The organism is Microcella sp., assembly GCF_046296455.1.
GTDB lineage: Bacteria > Actinomycetota > Actinomycetes > Actinomycetales > Microbacteriaceae > Microcella.
This window is the reverse complement of sequence record NZ_JBKBLF010000003.1, coordinates 72,051-91,997: the sequence shown is the minus strand read 5'-3', so window position 1 is coordinate 91,997 and position 19,947 is coordinate 72,051. Positions and strand designations below refer to the sequence as shown.

The 19,947-nt window shown below is 70.5% G+C and carries 21 protein-coding genes; 9 read left to right on the top strand and 12 right to left on the bottom strand.

Annotated features, from left to right (window positions below):
• Positions 1 to 44 precede the first annotated feature (44 nt).
• From ACK4HH_RS02805 to ACK4HH_RS02785, 5 genes are read left to right on the top strand one after another with little or no spacing between them, the layout of a single operon-like run.
• Entirely contained in the window at positions 45 to 1,010 is a 966-nt protein-coding gene (locus tag ACK4HH_RS02805) for a carbohydrate ABC transporter permease (RefSeq protein WP_409648126.1), read from the top strand.
• The gene (locus ACK4HH_RS02800; protein WP_409648125.1) at positions 1,007 to 1,888 is read left to right on the top strand and encodes a carbohydrate ABC transporter permease; all 882 of its coding nucleotides are present in this window, start codon (positions 1,007 to 1,009) and stop codon (positions 1,886 to 1,888) included. The genes ACK4HH_RS02805 and ACK4HH_RS02800 overlap by 4 nt, the downstream gene beginning before the upstream one ends.
• A complete protein-coding gene (locus tag ACK4HH_RS02795) occupies positions 1,885 to 3,342 on the top strand; it encodes a glycoside hydrolase family 1 protein (protein WP_409648123.1) in 1,458 nt (485 codons plus the stop codon). Before ACK4HH_RS02800 ends, ACK4HH_RS02795 begins: the two co-directional genes overlap by 4 nt.
• A 9-nt stretch (positions 3,343 to 3,351) precedes the next feature.
• The gene (locus tag ACK4HH_RS02790) at positions 3,352 to 4,377 is read left to right on the top strand and encodes a LacI family DNA-binding transcriptional regulator (RefSeq protein WP_409648122.1); all 1,026 of its coding nucleotides are present in this window, start codon (positions 3,352 to 3,354) and stop codon (positions 4,375 to 4,377) included.
• A 35-nt stretch (positions 4,378 to 4,412) separates the two neighbouring features.
• Positions 4,413 to 4,697 (top strand): GNAT family N-acetyltransferase, encoded by a 285-nt coding sequence (locus ACK4HH_RS02785; protein WP_409648120.1) that lies wholly within the window; start codon positions 4,413 to 4,415, stop codon positions 4,695 to 4,697.
• Positions 4,698 to 4,700: 3 nt separating this feature from the next.
• Here the strand turns inward: ACK4HH_RS02785 and ACK4HH_RS02780 are convergent, their stop codons facing one another.
• From ACK4HH_RS02780 to ACK4HH_RS02760, 5 genes are read right to left on the bottom strand one after another with little or no spacing between them, the layout of a single operon-like run.
• Entirely contained in the window at positions 4,701 to 5,000 is a 300-nt protein-coding gene (locus ACK4HH_RS02780) for a hypothetical protein (protein WP_409648119.1), read from the bottom strand.
• A 34-nt stretch (positions 5,001 to 5,034) separates the two neighbouring features.
• Positions 5,035 to 5,814 (bottom strand): heme ABC transporter ATP-binding protein, encoded by a 780-nt coding sequence (locus tag ACK4HH_RS02775; RefSeq protein WP_409648118.1) that lies wholly within the window; start codon positions 5,812 to 5,814, stop codon positions 5,035 to 5,037.
• Complete coding sequence (locus tag ACK4HH_RS02770; RefSeq protein ID WP_409648201.1) at positions 5,811 to 6,869, bottom strand: FecCD family ABC transporter permease; 1,059 nt, start codon at positions 6,867 to 6,869, stop codon at positions 5,811 to 5,813. The genes ACK4HH_RS02775 and ACK4HH_RS02770 overlap by 4 nt, the downstream gene beginning before the upstream one ends.
• The gene (locus ACK4HH_RS02765; protein ID WP_409648117.1) at positions 6,848 to 7,912 is read right to left on the bottom strand and encodes a biotin/lipoate A/B protein ligase family protein; all 1,065 of its coding nucleotides are present in this window, start codon (positions 7,910 to 7,912) and stop codon (positions 6,848 to 6,850) included. The genes ACK4HH_RS02770 and ACK4HH_RS02765 overlap by 22 nt, the downstream gene beginning before the upstream one ends.
• A gap of 9 nt (positions 7,913 to 7,921) precedes the next feature.
• Complete coding sequence (locus ACK4HH_RS02760) at positions 7,922 to 8,773, bottom strand: sulfurtransferase (protein WP_409648115.1); 852 nt, start codon at positions 8,771 to 8,773, stop codon at positions 7,922 to 7,924.
• 23 nt (positions 8,774 to 8,796) lie between these two features.
• On the opposite strand from ACK4HH_RS02760, the gene ACK4HH_RS02755 reads away from it, so the two are divergent.
• Complete coding sequence (locus ACK4HH_RS02755; protein ID WP_409648114.1) at positions 8,797 to 9,171, top strand: cupin domain-containing protein; 375 nt, start codon at positions 8,797 to 8,799, stop codon at positions 9,169 to 9,171.
• Positions 9,172 to 9,501: 330 nt separating this feature from the next.
• Here ACK4HH_RS02755 and ACK4HH_RS02750 read toward each other — a convergent pair whose 3' ends face one another.
• Positions 9,502 to 10,374 (bottom strand): alpha/beta fold hydrolase, encoded by an 873-nt coding sequence (locus ACK4HH_RS02750; protein ID WP_409648113.1) that lies wholly within the window; start codon positions 10,372 to 10,374, stop codon positions 9,502 to 9,504.
• Positions 10,375 to 10,465: 91 nt separating this feature from the next.
• Here ACK4HH_RS02750 and ACK4HH_RS02745 point away from each other — a divergent pair, with 91 nt between their 5' ends.
• Positions 10,466 to 10,891, top strand: a complete 426-nt coding sequence (locus ACK4HH_RS02745) for a MarR family winged helix-turn-helix transcriptional regulator (RefSeq protein ID WP_409648111.1) — start codon at positions 10,466 to 10,468, stop codon at positions 10,889 to 10,891.
• 5 nt (positions 10,892 to 10,896) lie between these two features.
• The gene (locus ACK4HH_RS02740; protein ID WP_409648109.1) at positions 10,897 to 12,234 is read left to right on the top strand and encodes an MFS transporter; all 1,338 of its coding nucleotides are present in this window, start codon (positions 10,897 to 10,899) and stop codon (positions 12,232 to 12,234) included.
• Between the two features lie 57 nt (positions 12,235 to 12,291).
• Here ACK4HH_RS02740 and ACK4HH_RS02735 read toward each other — a convergent pair whose 3' ends face one another.
• Positions 12,292 to 12,516, bottom strand: a complete 225-nt coding sequence (locus tag ACK4HH_RS02735; protein WP_409648108.1) for a hypothetical protein — start codon at positions 12,514 to 12,516, stop codon at positions 12,292 to 12,294.
• 214 nt (positions 12,517 to 12,730) lie between these two features.
• Here ACK4HH_RS02735 and ACK4HH_RS02730 point away from each other — a divergent pair, with 214 nt between their 5' ends.
• Positions 12,731 to 13,834 carry a hypothetical protein gene (locus ACK4HH_RS02730; RefSeq protein ID WP_409648106.1) on the top strand — a complete coding sequence of 368 codons (1,104 nt, stop codon included), beginning with the start codon at positions 12,731 to 12,733 and terminating at the stop codon, positions 13,832 to 13,834.
• A gap of 132 nt (positions 13,835 to 13,966) precedes the next feature.
• Here the strand turns inward: ACK4HH_RS02730 and ACK4HH_RS02725 are convergent, their stop codons facing one another.
• From ACK4HH_RS02725 to ACK4HH_RS02705, 5 genes are all read right to left on the bottom strand, one after another.
• Positions 13,967 to 14,812 (bottom strand): transglutaminase N-terminal domain-containing protein, encoded by an 846-nt coding sequence (locus ACK4HH_RS02725; protein ID WP_409648105.1) that lies wholly within the window; start codon positions 14,810 to 14,812, stop codon positions 13,967 to 13,969.
• Positions 14,809 to 15,738, bottom strand: a complete 930-nt coding sequence (locus tag ACK4HH_RS02720; protein WP_409648199.1) for an alpha-E domain-containing protein — start codon at positions 15,736 to 15,738, stop codon at positions 14,809 to 14,811. Before ACK4HH_RS02720 ends, ACK4HH_RS02725 begins: the two co-directional genes overlap by 4 nt.
• The gene (locus ACK4HH_RS02715; protein WP_409648104.1) at positions 15,738 to 17,384 is read right to left on the bottom strand and encodes a circularly permuted type 2 ATP-grasp protein; all 1,647 of its coding nucleotides are present in this window, start codon (positions 17,382 to 17,384) and stop codon (positions 15,738 to 15,740) included. The genes ACK4HH_RS02720 and ACK4HH_RS02715 overlap by 1 nt, the downstream gene beginning before the upstream one ends.
• A 68-nt stretch (positions 17,385 to 17,452) precedes the next feature.
• The gene (locus ACK4HH_RS02710) at positions 17,453 to 18,424 is read right to left on the bottom strand and encodes a 1-phosphofructokinase family hexose kinase (protein WP_409648102.1); all 972 of its coding nucleotides are present in this window, start codon (positions 18,422 to 18,424) and stop codon (positions 17,453 to 17,455) included.
• A 9-nt stretch (positions 18,425 to 18,433) separates the two neighbouring features.
• Positions 18,434 to 19,942, bottom strand: a complete 1,509-nt coding sequence (locus tag ACK4HH_RS02705) for a xylulokinase (RefSeq protein ID WP_409648100.1) — start codon at positions 19,940 to 19,942, stop codon at positions 18,434 to 18,436.
• Positions 19,943 to 19,947: the final 5 nt, after the last annotated feature.

Sequence of the window (19,947 nt, the reverse complement as noted above, 5' to 3'; positions counted from 1 at the left end):
GGGCACACCCCTCGATGACCAACGGCGCTCACAGGAGAACAGCCATGCTGACCACCGCTACCGGGCTCTCGGCCCCGATCCAGAAGAAGCAGCGCTCGGTGCGCCGCATCGCCTTCTCGCAGACGCTCTCGCGGTGGGACGTCAAGATTTCGCCCTACCTGTACATCTCGCCCTTCTTCATCCTCTTCGCCATCACGGGCCTCTTCCCCCTCGTCTACACGGCGTGGGTCTCGGTGCACGAATGGAATCTCATCGGCGGGCAGGGCGACTTCGTCGGTCTCGACAACTTCGCCTTCGTGCTCTCGCAGCCGCCCTTCTGGATCGCTCTGCGAAACACCTTCTCGATCTTCCTCATCTCGGCCGTGCCGCAGATCGCCTTCGCCCTGCTGATCGCCGCCGTGCTCGACCGCAACCTGCGGGCCAAGACCTTCTGGCGCATGGGCGTGCTGCTGCCCTATGTGGTGGCCCCCGTCGCCGTCACCCTCATCTTCAGCAACATGTTCGGCGACCAATACGGGCTCATCAACAACCTCCTCGGCGACCTGGGCATCGACCCCATCGGCTGGCACTCCGACGTGCTGCCGAGCCACATCGCGATCGCCACGATGGTCAACTTCCGCTGGACGGGCTACACCGCCCTCATCCTGCTCGCGGCCATGCAGGCGATCCCCCGCGACTACTACGAGGCCGCGATGATCGACGGCGCCGGCATCGTGCGCCAGTTCTTCTCCATCACCATCCCGCAGCTGCGCCCGACCCTCATCTTCGTCATCGTCACCTCGACGATCGGCGGCCTGCAGATCTTCGACGAGCCGCGCCTCTACGACTCGGTCGGCCAGGGCGGCGCGAGCAGCCAGTGGATGACGATCACCATTTACCTCTACAACCTCGGCTGGGGGCAGCTGAACTTCGGCCGTGCCGCGGCCGTCGCCTGGCTGCTCTTTCTCATCATCATCATCGTGGGGCTGCTCAACGTGGCCATCACCCGTTCGATTGCGAAGGCATCATGACCGGCACCGGACTGCTCGAGCGACGCCGCAGCCCGCGACGCCGCGGCCTCGAGAACGGGCAGCGGCCCGGCTGGAAGGCCTACGGGTTCCTCACCGCCGTCATGCTCGGCTCGATGTTCCCGATCTACTGGTCGTTCCTCATCGGCTCGGGCGATGCGTCGACCATCAACCAGCAAGACATCGTCTGGTGGCCGGGCGGCAACTTCCTCACCAACGCAGCGGCCGTGCTCGAAGCCGACAGCGTCAACTTCTGGCGCGCGATCGGCAACTCGATCATCGTCTCGACCGTGGTCTCGGCATCGGTCGTGCTGTTCTCGACGCTCGCCGGGTTCGCCTTCGCCAAGCTGCGGTTCCGCGGCCGCAACGGGCTGCTCATCTTCGTCATCGCCACCATGGCCGTGCCGACCCAGCTCGGCGTCGTGCCCCTCTTCATCGCCATGAGCCAGCTGCAGCTCGCCGGCACGCTCTGGGCGGTCATCCTGCCCGCCGTCGTGAGCGCCTTCGGCGTGTTCTGGATGACGCAGTACCTCGCGCAAGCGCTGCCCTACGAGCTCATCGAGGCCGCGCGCGTCGACGGTGCGAGCATGATCCGCACCTTCTGGTCGGTGGCCCTGCCCGCCGCGCGCCCCGCCGCGGCGATGCTCGCGCTCTTCATCTTCATCGCGACGTGGACGAACTTCTTCTGGCCCTTCATCGTGCTCGACCGCCAGAACCCGACGCTGCCCGTGGCGCTCTCGCTGCTGCAGAGCAACTACTTCGTCGACTACTCGGTCGTGATGGCCGGGGTTATCCTGAGCACGATCCCACTGTTGATCTTGTTCGTCGTCGCCGGCCGTCACCTCGTGAGCGGCATCATGCAGGGAGCCATTAAGGGATGACCGCCCACACCTCCGCGTCGGTCTCGACGCACGCTTCGCCGCGCCCGATTCCGGCCGACTTTCGGCTCGGCGTCGCTACCGCCGCCTACCAGATCGAGGGTGCGACGCACCGCGACGGCCGCGCCGACTCGATCTGGGACGCGTTCTGCCGGGTGCCCGGCGCCGTCGTCGGCGGCGAGAGCGGCGAGCGCGCGTGCGAGCACTACGACCGCTACCGCGACGACGTCGCGCTCATGCGCGACCTCGGCGTGCAGGTCTATCGCTTCAGCACCTCGTGGGCGCGCGTGCAGCCCGATGGCCGCACCGCCAACGCCGCGGGGCTCGACTTCTACAGCCGGCTCGTCGACGAGCTGCTCGGCGCGGGCATCACGCCCTGGCTCACGCTCTACCACTGGGACCTGCCGCAGGCGCTGCAGGATGCAGGGGGCTGGCCCGCGCGCGACACCGCGCTGCGCTTCGCCGACTACGCCGCCGACGTGCACAGCGCGCTGGGCGATCGCATCCAGAACTGGACGACACTCAACGAGCCCTGGTGCTCGGCGTTCCTCGGTTATCTCAGCGGCGAGCATGCGCCGGGCATCCAGCAGCCGCAGGCCTCGCTCGACGCCGCGCACCACCTGCTGCTCGGGCACGGCCTCGCGACGCAGCGGCTGCGCGAGCTCGGCCCCGAGCTGAGCCTGGGTATCACCCTCAACATGACCGTGGCCGACCCGGTCGACGCCGCTGACGCGGCCGATGTCGACGCCGCGCGGCGCATCGACGCGCAGCACAACCGGCTGTTTCTCGACCCGATCTTTCGCGGCGCGTACCCGGCCGACCTGCTCGCCGACCTGGATGCGCGGGGGCTGCAGCTGCCCGTGGTCGACGGCGACCTCGCGGCGATCGCGACCCCCATCGACGCGCTGGGCATCAACTACTACCACGGTGAGGCGGTCAGTGCCCGCCCGCCCGCCGACGCCCCCCTGTCGAGCGCTGCGCCCTCTGAGCGGCCCAAGCTCTCGCCATTCCCCGCGGGCGACGGAATCTTCGCCCACCCGCGCGGCCTGCCCGTCACCGCCATGGACTGGGAGGTGCAGCCCGAGGGGCTCACCCGTCTACTCGTGCGCATCGATGACGAGTATGCGCGGCCCGCGGGCGTCACGCTCTACGTCACCGAGAACGGCGCCGCGTACACAGACGAGGTGGGTGCCGACGGTGCGGTCGACGACGCCGAGCGGGCCGAGTTCGTGCGGCTGCACCTCGACGCCATCCTCGATGCGATCGATCAGGGCGTGAACGTCAAGGGCTATTTCTACTGGTCGCTCATGGACAACTTCGAGTGGGCGTGGGGCTACGACAAGCGCTTCGGCCTCGTACGCGTCGACTACGACACCCAGGTGCGCACCGTGAAAGCGAGTGGCGAGCTCTACCGGTCGATCATCGCGGCGCGCAGCGTGCCGCCGAGCGCTGGCTAGGATTCAGCCATGACGGCGGAGGGTGCGAGCACACGCGTCGCCCCGACGCTCGAGATGGTGGCCGAGCGGGCCGGGGTGTCGCGCGCGACGGTGTCGCGCGTCGTGAACGGCTCGCCGCGCGTCAGCGACGACACGATCGCCGCCGTCACCGCGGCCATCGCCGAGCTGCGCTACACGCCCAATCGCGCGGCGCGCTCGCTCGCCAACCGTCGCTCGATGGCGATCGCCCTCGTGATTCCCGAAGACACCACCCGGTTCTTCGGCGACCCCTACTTCGCCGCCATCGTCAAGGGCATCTCGAACGTGCTCGACGACACCGGCTACGTGCTCAACCTGCACCTCGCGAGCACGACGGGCGCATTCGACAAGACCATCGCCTACCTGCTCGGGGGCAACGTCGACGGCGCCCTCGTCGTCTCGCACCACTCCGACGACCACGTGCTCGCCGAGCTGGGCGCGAGCATCCCCGTGGTCTTCGGCGGCCGCCCGCTCGACCGCGAGACCACCGCGAGCTACTACGTCGACGTCGACAACCCCGAGGCGGCCGCCGACGGCACGCGGTACCTCATCGCGCAGGGGCGACGCCGCATCGGCACCGTCGCGGGGCCCGACGACATGCCCGCCGGCATCGACCGATTGGCGGGGTGGCGGTCGGCCCTCATGGATGCGGGGCTCGAGGCCGACGCGGTGGCCCGCGGCGATTTCACGCTCGCCGGTGGGGTTCGCGCCGCGCGCGAGCTGCTCGATGCCCACCCCGACCTCGACGCGATCTTCGTGGCGAGCGACCTCATGGCGATGGGCGTCATCACGGTGCTGCGCGAGCGCGGCATCGCGGTTCCCGAGCAGATCGCGGTGGTCGGCTTCGACGACTCCCCTGCCGCGCTCGCGAGCGAGATCCCGCTCACGACCGTGCGGCAGCCCTCCGTCGAGCAGGGCGAGCGCATGGCGCGCGTGCTGCTCGACCTGCTCGATGGCGTGCCGACGCGGCGCCAGCACCTCATGCCGACCGAGGTGATCGTGCGCGCGAGCGCCTGAGCCCGCCCGCTGGTGCGCGCGGTAGGGTGCCGAGCATGAGCCTGACCGTGCACCACGAGCCCGACGCCGAGCGCTACGCCGCCTACGAGGGCGACGAACTGCAGGGCTGGATCGTCTACGACCGGGTCGGCACGACCGTGCGGCTGCTGCACGCCGAGGTGCCGCCCCTCATGCGCAACAAGGGGGTCGGCGGCGAGGTCGCCCGCGCGATCCTCGACGAGCTGCGGCAGTCGACGACCGACCGCGTGCAGCCCGTGTGCGGCTTCGTCGTCATGTGGATGCGCCGGCACCCCGAATACGCCGACCTCACGACGCGCTAGCACCTAGAGACGGATGGTGCCCCGATAGCCGTCGCCGGCATCCGGATCGCCCTCGGTCTGGATGACGCCGAGATCGCCGTCGCCGGGGATCGTCGCGGGCGCGGGCAGGGTCGTCTGCCGGTCGAGCTCGATCGAGGCCTCGTGCCGCGTGGGGTTGAAGACCTCGTCGCCGATGCCAACGAGCCCGCCACCCGATCCACCGCGGCGACCGTCGCCGCGCAGGTCGATCCACCCGGCCCGCTGCGCGATCGCGCCGAGCGCCATCACCGCGGCGCCGAGCAGCGCCCACCCCCACCAGTCCATGACGTCAGTCTACTGGGCCGTTGCAGAGTAATTCTCAGTCGCGCAGCGGCAGCACGATCGGGCGATCGGATGCCCCCAGGCGGTGGATCTGCACGTCGAGCCCGTAGACCCGCCCGACGCGATCGGCCGTCATGACCTCCGCCGGGGTTCCGACGGCGTCGATCCGGCCGTGGTCGAGCAGCGCGATGCGGTCGGCGTAGGCGCCCGCGAGCGAGAGGTCGTGCACGACGACGACGACCGCGCGGCCGTTCGCGGCGAGCGCGCGGGCGAGGCGCATGACCTCCTCCTGGTGCCGCAGGTCGAGCGCCGCGGTGGGCTCATCGAGGAACACGATCGGGGTCGACTGGGCGAGCACGCGCGCGAGCGAGACGCGCGCCTGCTCGCCACCGCTCAGGCTCGTGAACCGGCGCCCGAGCAGGTGCGCGATGTCGGTGGCCTCGATCGCCTCGGTGACGGCGCGCTCGTCGTCGGCGAGCTCGGCCGTGCGCACCCAGGGGCTGCGGCCCATCTGCACGATCTCGAGCACTCGGAACGGGAAGCTCACGGCGTTGGCCTGCGAGAGCACGGCGCGGCGGCGTGCGAGCTCGAGCGGACGGTAGGCGCTGACGGCCCGGCCGAGCAGCTCGACGGTTCCGTCGCTCGGGCGCAGATCGCCGCTCAGGACCGAGAGCAGGGTCGACTTGCCCGCGCCGTTGGGCCCGACGAGCGCGAGCACCTCGCCGGCCGCGACGTCGAGGTCGATCGCGCTCAGAATCTCACGCTCGTCGCGGCGCACGTGCACCTTGCGCGCGGCGATCACCGGCGCCGCGCTCATGCCCAGCCCCCGCTGCGTCGGCGCTGCCGGTAGAGCAGCCAGAAGAAGAAGGGCCCGCCCACGAGCGAGGTCAGCATGCCGATGGGCAGCTCGGCTCCGGCGACGAGGGTGCGCGTGAGCAGGTCGGCGACCACGAGCAGAGCGCCGCCGCCCACGGCGCTCGCCAGAATGAGGCCGCGGTGCGCGGGCCCGATGATCATGCGGATGAGGTGCGGCACGACGAGACCGACGAAAGCGATGATGCCCGTGAAGGCGACGGCCGCGCCGGTGAGCAGGGCGACGAGCACGATCGAGACGATACGCAGCCGCTCGACGTCGACGCCGAGGTGACGGGCGCTGCGCTCGCCGAGCGCGAGCAGGTCGTAGCGCCGGGCGAGGCCGAGCGCGAGCGCGATGCCGAGCACGGCGACCACGGCGACGAGCGCCACCTGATCCCAGCGCGAGCCGCCGAGCGAGCCGAGCTGCCAGAACACGATCTGCTCACGGCTGGCGGTGTCAGCGACGAAGAGCACGAAGGCGATGCCGGCTTGCGCGATCGCGTTAACGGCGATGCCCGTCAGCAGCAGGGTGACGACCTCGGTGCGTCCTCCCGCGCGGGCCACGGCGTAGACGAGCAGGGTCGCGAGCAGGCCTCCGACGAAGGCGAAGAGCGCCACCCCCGGCCCGCCGAGAACCGAGGCGCCGATCGTGATCGCGGTCGCGGCACCGAGCGCGGCCCCCGACGAGACGCCGACGACGCCCGGCTCGGCGAGCGGGTTGCCGAAGACGGCCTGCATGACGGCCCCGGCGACGGCGAGCGCCGCGCCGACCGCGAGGCCCATGACGATGCGCGGAAACCGCACGACCCAGAGCGTGCTCTCGACGATCGGGTCGGTGGGCGCCCAGCCGGTGTCGATGCCGATCGCCCGCAGCAATGAGCCCGCCACCTCGGTGGGCGTGATCGGCAGCTGCCCCGTGATCGCCGACAGCACGACGCCGCCGACGAGCACGCCGGCGAGCAGCAAGACGAGGGCGAGGGCCCGGATGCGCGGGCTCACGGAACGCGGTGCAGCCAGTCGTGCGTCGAGAACTTCTCGGCCACGAGCGCGTTCGCACGATCGAGCTCGGCCGCGGTGATGGCGCTCTCACTCAGGCCGTACTGCGCCTCGAAGGTGGCCACGAGGCGATCGATGATGGCGTCGCGCGAGAGCCCCGTCTGCGACTTGAGTGGGTCGACCCGCTTGTTGGCGCTCTTGATGCCCTTGTCGCTGAGCTTCTCGCGCCCGATGCGCAGCACCTCGACCATGCGGTCGCCATCCATGTCGTAGGCCATCGTCACGTGGTGCAGCACGGCCCCGGTGCCGAGCCGCTTCTGGGCCGCGCCGCCGATCTTGCCGCTCGGGCTCGCGATGTCGTTGAGGGGCTGGTAGCTGGCCTCGATGCCGAGGCCGCGCAGCGCCGTGATGACCCACTCGTCGAGGAAGGCGTACGACTCGGCGAAGCTCATGCCCTGCACGAGCGCGGTCGGGGCGTAGAGCGAGTAGGTGATGGCCGAGGCGGGCTCGATGAACATCGCGCCCCCACCCGAGATGCGGCGCACGATCTCGAAGCCGTACGTCGAGGCGTTCTCGAGGTCGACCTCGTTGCGCACGCTCTGGAACGAGCCGATCACGACGGCGGGGCTCGTCCACTCCCAGATGCGCAGGGTGGGGCCGCGGCGGCCGTCGCCCACCTCTTCGGCGAGCACCTGGTCCATGGCCATCTGCTGCAAGGGGGCCAGCGCGGGCCCGCGTAGCAGCTGCCAGTCGTAGTCGGCGAAGGCCGTGGCGCTCGCGACCGCCCGGCGCACGGTCGTCGCGACGGCCTCGGGGCTGAACCCCAGCAGCACGGCGCCGTCGGGCAGGGCATCCCGCACCGCGGTCGTCAGGGCGGCGGCGTCGGTGTCGGCGGGCAGGCCGAGCACGGCGGCCTCGATCGCGGGCACGACCTCGTCGGGCTCGACGAAGAAGTCGCCCGCCAAGCGGAAGGCGCTGATGCGGTCCTCGGCCACTTCGAGGTCGACGACGACGAGCTTGCCGCCGGGCACCTTGTATTCGCCGTGTCTCGCGTCGCCGTGCATGGGCCCAGCCTATTCGGCCGTGGCGAGCGGGCGGGCGGGGTCGGCCGCGTACTGCGACCACGATCCGGGGTAGAGGCGCCCCGGGGCGAAGCCGAGGTGCTCGAGCACGAGCAGCGTGTGGCACGCGGTGACTCCTGAACCGCAGTAGCTGATGACCGGCCGCCGGTCGGCGCCGAGCGCCGCCAGGCGGTCGCGCAGGGTCGGGGTGTCGAGCAGCGTGCCATCGGCGGCGACGTTGTCGCGGCACGAGAAGCTCTCGGCGCCGGGGATATGACCCGCGCGCGCATCCACCGGCTCGGTCTCGCCGCGGTAGCGGTCGAGCGTGCGGGCATCGAGCACGAGCGCGCTGCCGTCGGCGGCGGCCTGCTGGGTCTCGTCGATCGACGCGAGCGCGGCATCCGGCCACGGGCGTGCGGTGAAGGATGCCGGGCGCATGTCGACCGCGCCGCTCTCGAGCGCCTGCCCCGGGTGGGCGCGCAGCCACGCGTCGAGACCGCCGTCGAGCACGGCGGCCTCGTGCCCGAGGGTGCGGAGCATCCAGACCAGGCGCGCGGCGATGACTCCCCCGGCGTCGTCGTACACGACCACCGTCGAGCCGTCGCCGATGCCCGACTCGGCCATGCCGCGCGCGAAGACAGCGGGCTCGGGCAGGGGGTGGCGACCCGCGGCGGGCGACGGTGCTGCGGCGAGCCACATGTCGAGGTTGACGAAGACCGCGCCGGGTAGGTGGCCGCGCGCGTGCGCCTCGGCGCCGGAGCGGCCGTCGAGGTACCAGCGGCTGTCGACGATGACGAGGTCGGCGCGACGGTCGGTGGCGAGCAGCCGGTCGAGTTCGGCCACGGCGAGGAACGGCGCGATCATGCCGATAAGCGTAGGGTGCGGGCATGGATCCGATCGCGCTCGACCTCGACGTCTTGGCTGACCACCTGCTCGCCCAGGCGGCCGAGAACCCGCAGCGGCGCGCGGCGCAGCGCATCGACCTCGACCATCAGCAGCTGCGCATGACGGCGATCGGCTTCGACACCGGCGGCGAGCTGCCCGAGCATCGCAACCCGGGCGAGGCGGTGCTGCAGGTCATGCGCGGGCGCATCCGCCTGAGCGACGCGACCCGCACGATCGACGTCGCGGCGGGCACGGTCGCGCGCATCCCCGACGGCGTTCACCGCGTCGAGGCGCTCGAGCCCAGCGTGATGCTGCTGACCGCGCTACCGCTGCCCGGTCGCGACGAGCACGCGTCGGCTGAATCCCGCCGCGCGTAAACCGGGGCGCGCCGTCCGTGAGCCGGGGCGCGCCGCGAATCCTGCACACCGCGCCATGCTCCCCGCTCACCGCCCGTCGCACCCCGCTCACCACACGTCGCACCGCGCGCCCCGCACCCCGCACCCCGCACCCCGCACCCCGCACCCCGAGGACACTCCCGAATTGAAGGAGTCCGACGAGCACAGTCGACTGAAGTTCCTTATATTCGGGAGTCTCGCGGGCGCACTCCGACAAAGGCTCGAGAGAGCACGAGCACGAGCGCGGGCACCAGGCGGGCGGGCAGGCGGGCGGGCGGGCGGGCAGGCGGGCGGGCGGTCGGGCGGCCAGACCTACGTGATGGGAAACAGGCGATCGTCGATCCAGGCGATGAGGTCGGCACGCACCTCGGCCTGGTTGGTCTCGTTGAAGACCTCGTGGCGAGCGCCCGGGTAGACGACGAGCTCGACATCGGCGAGGTCGCCCCGGCGAAGATACGCATCGGCGAGCTTCTTCGCGCTCTTCTCGCCGCCGAGCGGGTCATCGTCGCCCACCATGATGAGCAGCGGCACGGGCGGCTGCACGCGCTTCGGCCGGCCGAAGAGGCGCAGGCCGTCGGCGAGGCCGAAGAGCTTGAGGATCTTGGCGTCGGTCGTGAGCGGGTCGTCGACGAAGGCGCGCGCGACCGCGGGGTCGCGGCTCAGCCACTCGGCACCGGTGTCGCCGAGGTGCTTGTGGCGCGCGTTGAGGTCGCCGCCGTTCATGTCGGTCGGCGTGCGCAGGGCCGTGCCCGTCAGCACGACCGCGCTCCACGGGTGGGCACCCTGGTTGAGCAGGTTCTGCACCATGAGCGAGCCCCACGAGTGGCCGAGCATGACGAACGGCAGGCCGGGGTGCGCGGTCTGCGCAAGCCCGGTGAGATCGAGCAGGTTCTGCTGGGTGGCCCGAAGACCGCCGACGCCGAGCCGGCCGATCTGGGCGAGATCGCCCTTCCAGTACTCGACACCCGTCTGGCCGTGGCCGCGGTGGTCGTCGGCGTAGACGGCGTAGCCCGCCTCGACGAGCGCCTGGGCGAGCAGCTCGTAGCGCAGGGCGTGCTCGCCGACCCCGTGCGCGAGCTGCACGACGCCCTTCGGCTTGCCGGGCATCCACACGTAGTAGTGCACGACGACGCCGTGACTGTCGGTGAAGGTGCGGTGCTGGCGCTCGGCGGTGAACTTCGGCATGGGGGCCTCCTGCCGAGAATCCTAGGTGCGGTCGCGGCGTGCGCGAGCATCCCGAATGTGATTAGCAAGGGTAATGAGTTAGGCTAACGAGGTGACGCACCACGAGACCGACCCCGAAGAAGAACTGCGCGTGCTCATTCAGAAGGTGGCGCGCCGCATCCGCGCCGAACGGGCGAGCGAAGGCATCAGCGACAGCCAGCTCGGCGTGCTCTGGCAGCTCGCGAGCGAAGGCCGCTGCACGCCCGGCGGCCTGGCGGCCGCCGAGAAGGTCAGCGCCCCCAGCATGAACCGCACGCTCAACGCCCTCGAGGCCAGCGGGCTCGTGCAGCGCGCTCCGAGCGACGACGACGCCCGCAGCGTCTGGGTGACCATCACGCCCGCGGGCGAGCAGGTCATCGCCGAGACGCGGCGGCTGCGGCAGCAGTGGTTCCACGCCCAACTCGCGGGCCTCAGCCCCGGGCAGCGCAGCGCGCTCGAGGAGGTGCGGCCGATCCTGCGACGGCTGGCCGACGCGTGAGTGCGATGTTCCGATCGCTCAGCGCCGTCAACTACCGCATCTGGTTCATCGGGGCCCTGATCTCGAACGTCGGCGCGTGGATGCAGCGCACCGCACAAGACTGGTTCGTTCTCACCGAGCTCACCGACAACGACGCCGCTGCCGTCGGCGTGACGATGGCCCTGCAGTTCGGCCCCGCGCTCGTCATCGGGCCGCTCGCGGGCATCATCGCCGACCGCATGCCCGGTCGACGCCTGCTCGCCATCACGCAGATCGCCCAGGCCCTCCTGGCCCTCGCGCTCGGCCTCATCATCGTGCTCGGCATCGCCGAGCTCTGGATGGTCTACCTGCTCGCCCTCGGGCTCGGCATCGCGACCGCCGTCGACGCCCCCGCACGCCAGACCTTCGTCGGCGAGCTCGTCGGAACGCGCGACCTGCCCAACGCCGTCGCCCTCAACTCGGCCTCGTTCAACACCGCGCGCCTCATCGGCCCCGCCGCGGCCGGACTGCTGACCGTGCTCGTCGGAGCGGGCTGGGTGATTCTGATCAACGTGCTGACCTTCGCCGCGATGCTCGTCGCGCTCGGCCTGCTGCGCGAGGCAGAGCTGCAGCCGATGCAGAAGACCAGTCGGGGGCGCGGGCAGCTGCGGGCGGGCATCCAGTACGTGGCACGACGAGCCGACCTCGTCGTCGTCTTCACGATGGTCTTTCTCGTCGGCACCTTCGGCTTCAACTTCGCGATCTTCACGGCGACGATGGCGCGCGTCGAGTTCGGGCGCGACGCCGCCGAGTTCGGGCTGCTCTCGTCGATCCTCGCGATCGGCTCGGTCGCCGGCGCCCTGCTCTCGGCGAGGCGCGAGCGCCCCCGCCTGCGCGTCATCGTGCTCGCCGCGATCGGCTTCGCCGGGTCGATGGTGGTGGCGGCCCTCATGCCGACGATCGAACTGTTCGCCCTCGCGCTCATCCCGGTCGGATTCTTCGCCCTCACCATGATCACGAGCGCCAACGCCTACGTGCAGACGACCACGCGGTCGAGCATCCGCGGTCGCGTGATGGCCCTGTACCTGACGATCTTCATGGGCGGCACGCCCGTCGGCGCCCCCGTGCTCGGTCTCGTCGCCAACGAGTTCGGCGCCCGCTGGGCCATGGGCGTCGGCGCGCTCGCCGGGCTGCTCGCGGCGGTGGCCGCCGTGCTCTGGATGCGCGCTCGCCACAATCTGCGCATCCGCCGCCACCCGGCCGACGACCCGTGGTGGCGCCTGCGCGTGCGCTACGACGGCGACGACTTCGAACGCCGCATGCGCGACCTCGAAACGGCGACGCAAGAGATCGCGATCATCGAGGCCGAGGCCCGCAAGAGCTGATGCTGATCACACCTCCCCTGCCAAGGCGCCATAGCCGTCGTCGCAGGGAGGTCGCTACTACACGCTTGCGACGCGGCGACGCAGCGACTGGTCGGCCTCTTCGACCCGCCTCTTCATTTCTTCCGCCATGGCCGCAATCTCCGAGTCGTTCGCTGCCCGATCAGCTTTCTCGTTGACCGCTTCGCGAACGATCGCGTTCACAGGCATGCCGGTCACGAGACTCAGGGCTTGAAGCGTTTCGTACTCTTCCTGGGTGAAACGGATCGACAGAACACGAGACATGAAATCTCCTGGTGAGTGTATTTGGGCCATGACGACGCACGCTCAAAGTCTTGAGGGATCGGCAAAGCCGTCGCCCGAGTTGAAGCGACTGTGTGAATGTATCGCGTCACACTCAACTACGCAACTACTTGCCACCATGTGTGGTCGATGCTAGGTTTTGTCCCCCCCTGACAACTGGGTTTGGCCGCGCTGCAGGGCGCTGACCATCGGAGAAGTGATGAAGAACTTTGCTCGATACCCGTTCGAGTCATCGGAACCAGAGCGACTTGCGTACACCCTCGCGCACGCCGCGTTCGCCGCAGTTCGCTCCCTCGAGATCATCGAGACGTTCGGTTTCGACATCCGAGAAGCAGAGGCGCAGGCTCATCAGATCAGAACTCCTCGCAATTCTCGAGAAGTTGATCTCGCACTACAACGACTCCGAAGTAGGGAACGGGCACGCTCCTCTGGCTTCGTCAACGCAGGTCTAGCAGCCGACGCCACCCTTCCGGCCGACGCACAGGGCGAGACACAGATCGGCTTTGATGTCGCAGCGATGGCAGCGATGATGCAAGTCGCCAACATGCACGGAATTCCAGTTCTCGGCGAGGAAGACGAGTACCGCGAACACGGAGACGAAGCCGTGAGGCTCAGGGCGGGACGTATTCGATCCTTGGTGCAGAACGACCTTGCTTTCGCCATCACGGACCCTCTCGACGGATCTAACCAAGCCGCAGGAATGAGCCAGAGATCAGGATGGGGCTCGTGCGCGCTCGTACGCACGCCGGGTTTGCCGAAGATGAGCGCCGCAGTAATTCTCGGGGACGGTCGCAGTTACGTCAGCGGAGAGGGGGGCGTGTGGATGAGTGAGGCGAGTGATCCCGATCGCACGCCTGTGTCCTACTTCATCACACCGAAACTCTACGACCCGGGTTTTGAGCGCCCTCACTTCATCTTGCCGGCGAGCAAGAACACGTTGGTTGCCCGAACCCACAAGATCATGGAAGGAACAGACTCGGTCAAATGGATCTCGCCGCTGGGAGGAAATCCGGGAATTCTCGCCGGGATGCTGGGGGGCCAAGCTGTTGCGGCGATGCAGCCGACTGCGTTCGCGTGGGACCACATGGCGGCATTCATTCTCGCGAGTGCGGGATTCACGGTCATGAATTCGGACTCCGACGACAGTCTCTCGGCTCAAGAAGTAAGTGACATGCTTCTTCTGGACCTCGCTTCGGGCCGGAAGACGGGGACCATGTACATCGGACGCACACGGGAACTGACGTTGCAGATCAAGAACGCCGACGGGACTGCGCGCAGAAACAGTCTGAAGGAACGCTAGGCACGAAAGGTGTTTCGAGGCCCGTGAGGCTCGCCGGAAGTCAAGGCACCCAGATTCGAGATGCGTTTCGCGGGGTCATTGCGAAAGGTCGCCAGGTGCATCGTGCTGTGATCTCCGCCAGGACGATCGGGCTCAGGCCTCGCGCGTGATCTCGACCGTGACGAAGAGCTTCGAGCTCGACGGGCCCGCGTAGACGCCGCGCAGGGGCGGCACGTCGCGGTAGTCGCGACCGCGGCCGACGATGACGTGACGGTCGCGGATCTCGAGCATGTTGGTGGGGTCGAAGCCGTGCCAGGCGCCGTCGAACCACTCGACCCAGGCGTGCGACTCGCCCGCGATCGTCTCGCCGATCTGCGGCTCGCGCGAGGGGTGCAGGTAGCCGCTGACGTAGCGGGCGGGAATGCCGATCGTGCGCAGGGCGCCGAGGGCCAGGTGCGTGATGTCTTGGCACACGCCCTTCTTGTGCGCCCAGGCCTCGGCCGCCGTGGTGTGCACGCCCGTGATGCCCGACATGTACTGCACCTCGTCGTAGATCCACGCGCAGATCTCGCGCGCGGCGGCCTCGGGGTCGGCGGCCGCGGCGGCGAACTCGCGCGCCCGCTCGGCCACCTCGTCGGGCGGGGCCGTGAGCTTCGTCTGCACGGTGTTCTCGACCGAGCCGACCGACTGCTCGACCGCCACGGCGAGGTCGGCCCAGCTGATCGAGCCCTCGGTCGAGCCGCGGGGGCGCAGCTCGACGACGCTGTCGGCCGTGAGCGACAGCTCGTGGTGCTGGTCGAGCTGCTCGAACGCGGCGACGCGCGTGCCGAAGTAGTCGACGTAGTGGTGCTGCGACGAGGTGGGGCTGATGGCGAGGTGCGAGTGCAGCACGACCTGCCCGTCAGAGCTCGCCGGCAGCATGCGCGCCTCGTTGTACGACGCCGTGACGTTGCCCTTGTAGTGGTAGCCCGTGACGTGCCGGATTCTCAAGCGGTTCATGTCTTCTCCGCCACCCAGCTCGGTGCCGCGTTGGTCGGGAAGTAGCGGTGGCGCACGGCCTCGCTCGTGGCGCTCGTGGCGAGCTGCACCGCGTCCATGTGCCGCTGCAGGTCATCGAGGATGTCGGCGATGGGCCGGTACTCGAGCTCGCTGCGGATCTGCCCGAGCTGGCGCAGCGCCTGATCGCCGATGCCCGCGCGGTCGCTGCGCGGCTCGATGTCGCGCAGGCTCTGCTCGGCACGCGTCACCGCGAAGAGGATCGAGCGCGGGAACAGCCGGTCGAGCAGCAGGAACTCGGCGGCGTTCTTGGCGCTCGGCACGCCGCGGTAGGTGCGCAGGTAGGCCTCGTAGGCGCCGACGCTGCGCAGAATGGTCGTCCACGAGGGGCCGCTCGCCTCGGTGAGCGAGCGCGTCGCAAGCAGGCGCGCCGTCATGTCGGCGCGCTCGAGCGACCGGCCGAGCGTGAAGAAGCTGTAGGCCTCGTCGCGGCTCGTCGCCGACTCGACGATGCCCACGGCGAGCGCCGAGCGCTCGCGCACCCAGCCGAAGAACTCGTGCACCTTCTCGGGCGCCACCTTGCGAGGCATGCGCGCGCGCGTGGTGTTGAGAACCTCCCACAGCTCGGTGCTCACGACCTCGCGCGCACGGCGGGCGTTCTCGCGCGCGGCACCGAGCGAGTACGCGATCGAGGCGGGATGCGAGCGGTCGACCGCGAGAATGGCGAGCACGTCGGCGCGCGTGAGGGCGTGGTCGGGCTCGACGTCGCTGCCCATGACGCTCAGCAGCGATCGGCAGGCGGTGTCTTCATCGATCCACGGATCCTCCAGCAACAGCTGCAGGTGCACATCGAGAATGCGCGCTGTTCCATCGCTGCGCTCGACATAGCGCCCGATCCAGAACAGGCTCTCGGCGATCCGACTCAGCATCACTCGACCCCCCTCGAGACTGCGGGAGCGCCATTGCTCTGCTGTTGTTGCTCTTGCTGCGCCCGACGCGGGTCGTCTTGCGGGTTGTGGTCGACCTCGTGCGCGACGCCCTCGGTGATGATCGGGATCGACTGCGTGACGGTGGCCTGCTCGGCGACGATGCCCTGCACGTCGTGGCTGTCGGCGACCATGGGCAGCTGACCCACGACCCACGTGTCTTTCGATCCGCCGCCCTGGCTCGAGTTGACGACGAGCTGCCCCTCGGGCAGGGCCACGCGCGTGAGCCCGCCCGGCAGCACCCACACCTCGCGGCCGTCGTTGACGGCGAAGGGGCGCAGGTCGGCGTGCCGCGGGCGCATGCCGTCGTCGACGAGGGTGGGGATGGTCGAGAGCTGCACCACCGGCTGCGCGATCCACCCGCGCGGGTCCTCCTGCAGGCGCATCCGCAGCTCATCAAGCTCGGCGGCGCTCGCGGCCGGACCGACGACGAGGCCCTTGCCGCCCGAGCCGTCGACGGGCTTGACGACGAGCTCGGGCAGGCGATCGAGCACCTCGACGAGCGAGTCGGGGTCTTCGAGCCGCCAGGTGTCGACGTTGGGGATGATCGGGTCTTCGTCGAGGAAGTACCGCGCGAGGTCGGGCAGGTAGGTGTAGACGAGCTTGTCGTCGGCCACGCCATTGCCGACCGCGTTGGTGATCGTGACGTTGCCGAGGCGCGCCGCGAGCATGAGGCCGGGCGTGCCGAGCATCGAGTCGGCGCGGAAGGTCAGCGGGTCGAGGAACTCGTCGTCGACGCGGCGGTAGATGACGTCGACGCGCTGCGGGCCGGCCGTCGTGCGCATGAAGACGCGGCCGCCCGAGCAGTAGAGGTCGCGACCCTCGACGAGCTCGACGCCCATGAGCCGCGCAAGCAGCGTGTGCTCGAAGTAGGCCGAGTTGTAGACGCCGGGCGTGAGCACGACGACCGTCGGGTCGTCGACGCCCGAGGGAGCGGATGCCCGCAGCGCGTCGAGCAGCCGCGTCGGGTAGTCGCCGACGGGGCGCACGCGCATCGACACGAAGAGCTCGGGCAGCGTCTGCGCCATCACCCGGCGGTTCGAGATGACGTAGCTCACGCCGCTCGGCACCCGCACGTTGTCTTCGAGCACGCGCCAGGTGCCGTGCTCGTCGCGGATGAGGTCGATGCCCGACACCTGGATGCGCACGCCGTTGGCACTCTCGATGCCCGCGGCCGAGCGGTGGTAGTGGCTCGAGCTCGACACGAGCCGCGCGGGGATCACGCCGTCGGCGATGCAGCGCTGCGGGCCGTAGATGTCGGTGAGGAAGGCCTCGAGCACGCGCACGCGCTGGGCGACCCCGGCCTCGAGGTGGCTCCACTCGGCGCGCTCGATGACGCGCGGCACCGCATCCAGCGGGAACGGGCGCTCTTCGCCGGCGAAGTCGAAGGTGACGCCCTGCGCGAGGTAGCTCGAGGCGAGGGCTTCGGTGCGGCCGCGCAGCTCGTCTTGCGACATCTGCGCGAGGGCCGCGTGGATCTGCCGGTACGGCATGCGCACGGTCGAGTCGGGTGCGAACATCTCGTCGAAGGCGACGGCCGAACCCGACCGGGCGGCAGTCGCCGTGTACCCGTCGAAGAGGTCGGCCATGACGCGAGCCTAGCCCCGGCGTGTTGCGGCGATGTTTCGGTGGATGCGCGCCGCGCGTCGCCGCATCGTCAGGCCTCGCCGCTCGCGAGCTGGCGCTCGAACCGTTCGACGTCGGCACGGTGGCACAGCTCGGTGGCCTCGGTCGTCGCGGTCGCCGCGCCGGCCGCGACGCCCGCGCGGAACGCCGCCGCGAGCTCGTGGCCCTGCGCCAGCCGCAGCACCATCGCGCCGAGAAAGCTGTCGCCCGCACCGACCGTCGACCGCACGGTGATGGGCGGCGAGGCGAGGCGCTGGACGCCATCGGCCGTGACGAGCACGGCGCCGTCGCCGCCGAGCGTGAGGGCAACGATCTCGACCCGGCCGCGGCCGACGAGCTCGCGGGCGGCCTCGACCTTCTCGTCGATCGTGAGGGTCGGCGCCCCGACGAGCTCGCCGAGTTCGCGCCCCGAGGGCTTGACGAGAAACACGCCCTCGGCGACCGCTTCGGCGAGCGCCGCACCCGAGGCGTCGACCACGCAGCGCACTCCGAGCTCGCGGGCGCGACGCGCGACGCGCGCGTAGAAGTCATCGGGCATCTCGGGGGCGAGCGAACCGCTCGGCACGACGTAGCCGCCGAGGTGCATCGCCGCCTCGGTGGCGCGCAGGCACTGCGCCCACTCGTCGCCGGTGAGGCGCGGACCCTGCAGCACGAAGCGGTACTGCTTGCCGGTCGAGGTCTCGTCGATCGTGATGTTCTCGCGCGTCGGGCCGGCGATCGCGATCGCCCGCCCGATGAGCCCCTCGTCTTCGAGCAGCTGCCGGTAGGCCTGACCCGTCGCCCCGCCGACGGCGTAGATGGCGGTGGAGTGCCCACCGAGCCGCTCGATCACGCGGCTGACATTCACGCCCCCGCCGCCCGCATTCACTCGACTCGGGCCGCAGCGCATCTTGTGCTCGGCGACGAGGGTCTCGGTGGACGTGCTGACGTCGAGCGCCGGGTTGACGGTGAGCGTGACGATGGGCGCCGGGTGGGCGGCGGATGCTGCGGAGCTGGTCGCCATGCCCCCAGGCTAGTGAGCGACGCGCGCGAACGCGGCGGCGTACGCGGCGCGCACGTGCGGCTGCGCGGGATGCTCGACCGCCGCATGCAGCGCGAGCGGCCACTCGGCGCTCACGCCGAGCAGCTCCGCCGCCTGGCGCGCGGCCCCGCGGGCGACGTACTCCCCCGGCTCGGGCACGACGACCGGGAGGCCAAGCACGGCCGCGGCGATCGCGGGCACCGCACGCGACCGCGCCGCGCCGCCGACGAGCAGCAGGCGCCGAGGCTGCAGGCCGTGGCGCGCGATGGCGTCGAGTCCGTCGGCGAGGCCGCACAGCATCCCTTCGATCGCGGCGCGGGCCAGGTTCTCTCGCGTGGTGGAAGCGAGGGTCAAGCCGCTGAGCGTGGCGGTCGCGTCGGGAAGGTTGGGCGTGCGCTCGCCCTCGAAGTACGGCAGCAGCACGACGCCGCCCGCACCGGGCTCGGCCGCGAGGGCGAGGTCGGCGAGCCCGTCGTGGTCGACGCCGAGCAGCGCGGCCACGGCGTCGAGCACGCGCGCGGCGTTGAGCGTGGCGACGAGCGGCAGGAAGGCGCCCGCGGCGTCGGCGAAGCCGGCGACGGCGCCCGAGTCGTCGACGACGGGCTCGGGGCTCACGGCGAAGACGGTTCCGCTCGTGCCGATCGAGATGACGACGTCGCCCGGGCCGGCCCCGAGTCCGAGCGCGGCCGCAGCGTTGTCGCCCGCGCCCGGGCCGACGAGCACGCCCACGCGCGATCCCCGCAATTCAGGAGTCTCGGCGTCGATCGTCGTCGACTCGCCGGTCTCGAGCACGCGCGGCAGCACGACCGGGGCCGGGTCTCCTGAATTGTGGAGACCGGTCGATGCGGGCGTGGATGCTCGGCTCGGGTCGGCCTCGCGCGCCGGGCGGCCGAGCGCGAGCGCGAAGAGCTCGAGGTCGTAGGCGTTCGTCGCGGGCGACCAGTAGCCCGTGCCGCTCGCGTCGGAGCGGTCGGTGACGAGCTGCTCGAGCAAGGGGCCGAGCGGGCTCTCGCCGGCGGGCCCGTAGCCGCGCAGCCGCCAGGTGAGCCAATCGTGGGGCAGGGCGACGGCCGCGATGCTGGGCACGAGCTCAGGCTCGTGGTCGCGCATCCACCGCAGTTTCGTCGCGGTGAACGAGGCGACGGGCACGAGGCCGGTGCGCGCGGCGTACTCGGCCGCGCCCACCTCGGCCACGAGGTCGGCGGCGGCGCCCTCTGATCGGGTGTCGTTCCAGAGCAGGGCGTCGCGCACGACGCGGCCCTCGGCGTCGAGCGCCACGAGCCCGTGCTGCTGGCCGCCGACCGCGATCGCGGCGACGTCGGCGAGACCGCCCGCCTGATCGACGGCCGCGACGAACGCCGCCCACCAGGCGGCGGGGTCGACCGTCGTGCCCTCGGGATGCGGAGCGCGCCCCTCGCGCACGGTCGCCCCCGTCGCGGCGTCGACGATCACGACCTTGCAGCTCTGCGTCGAGGTGTCGACGCCGGCGACGAGGGTCATCGCAA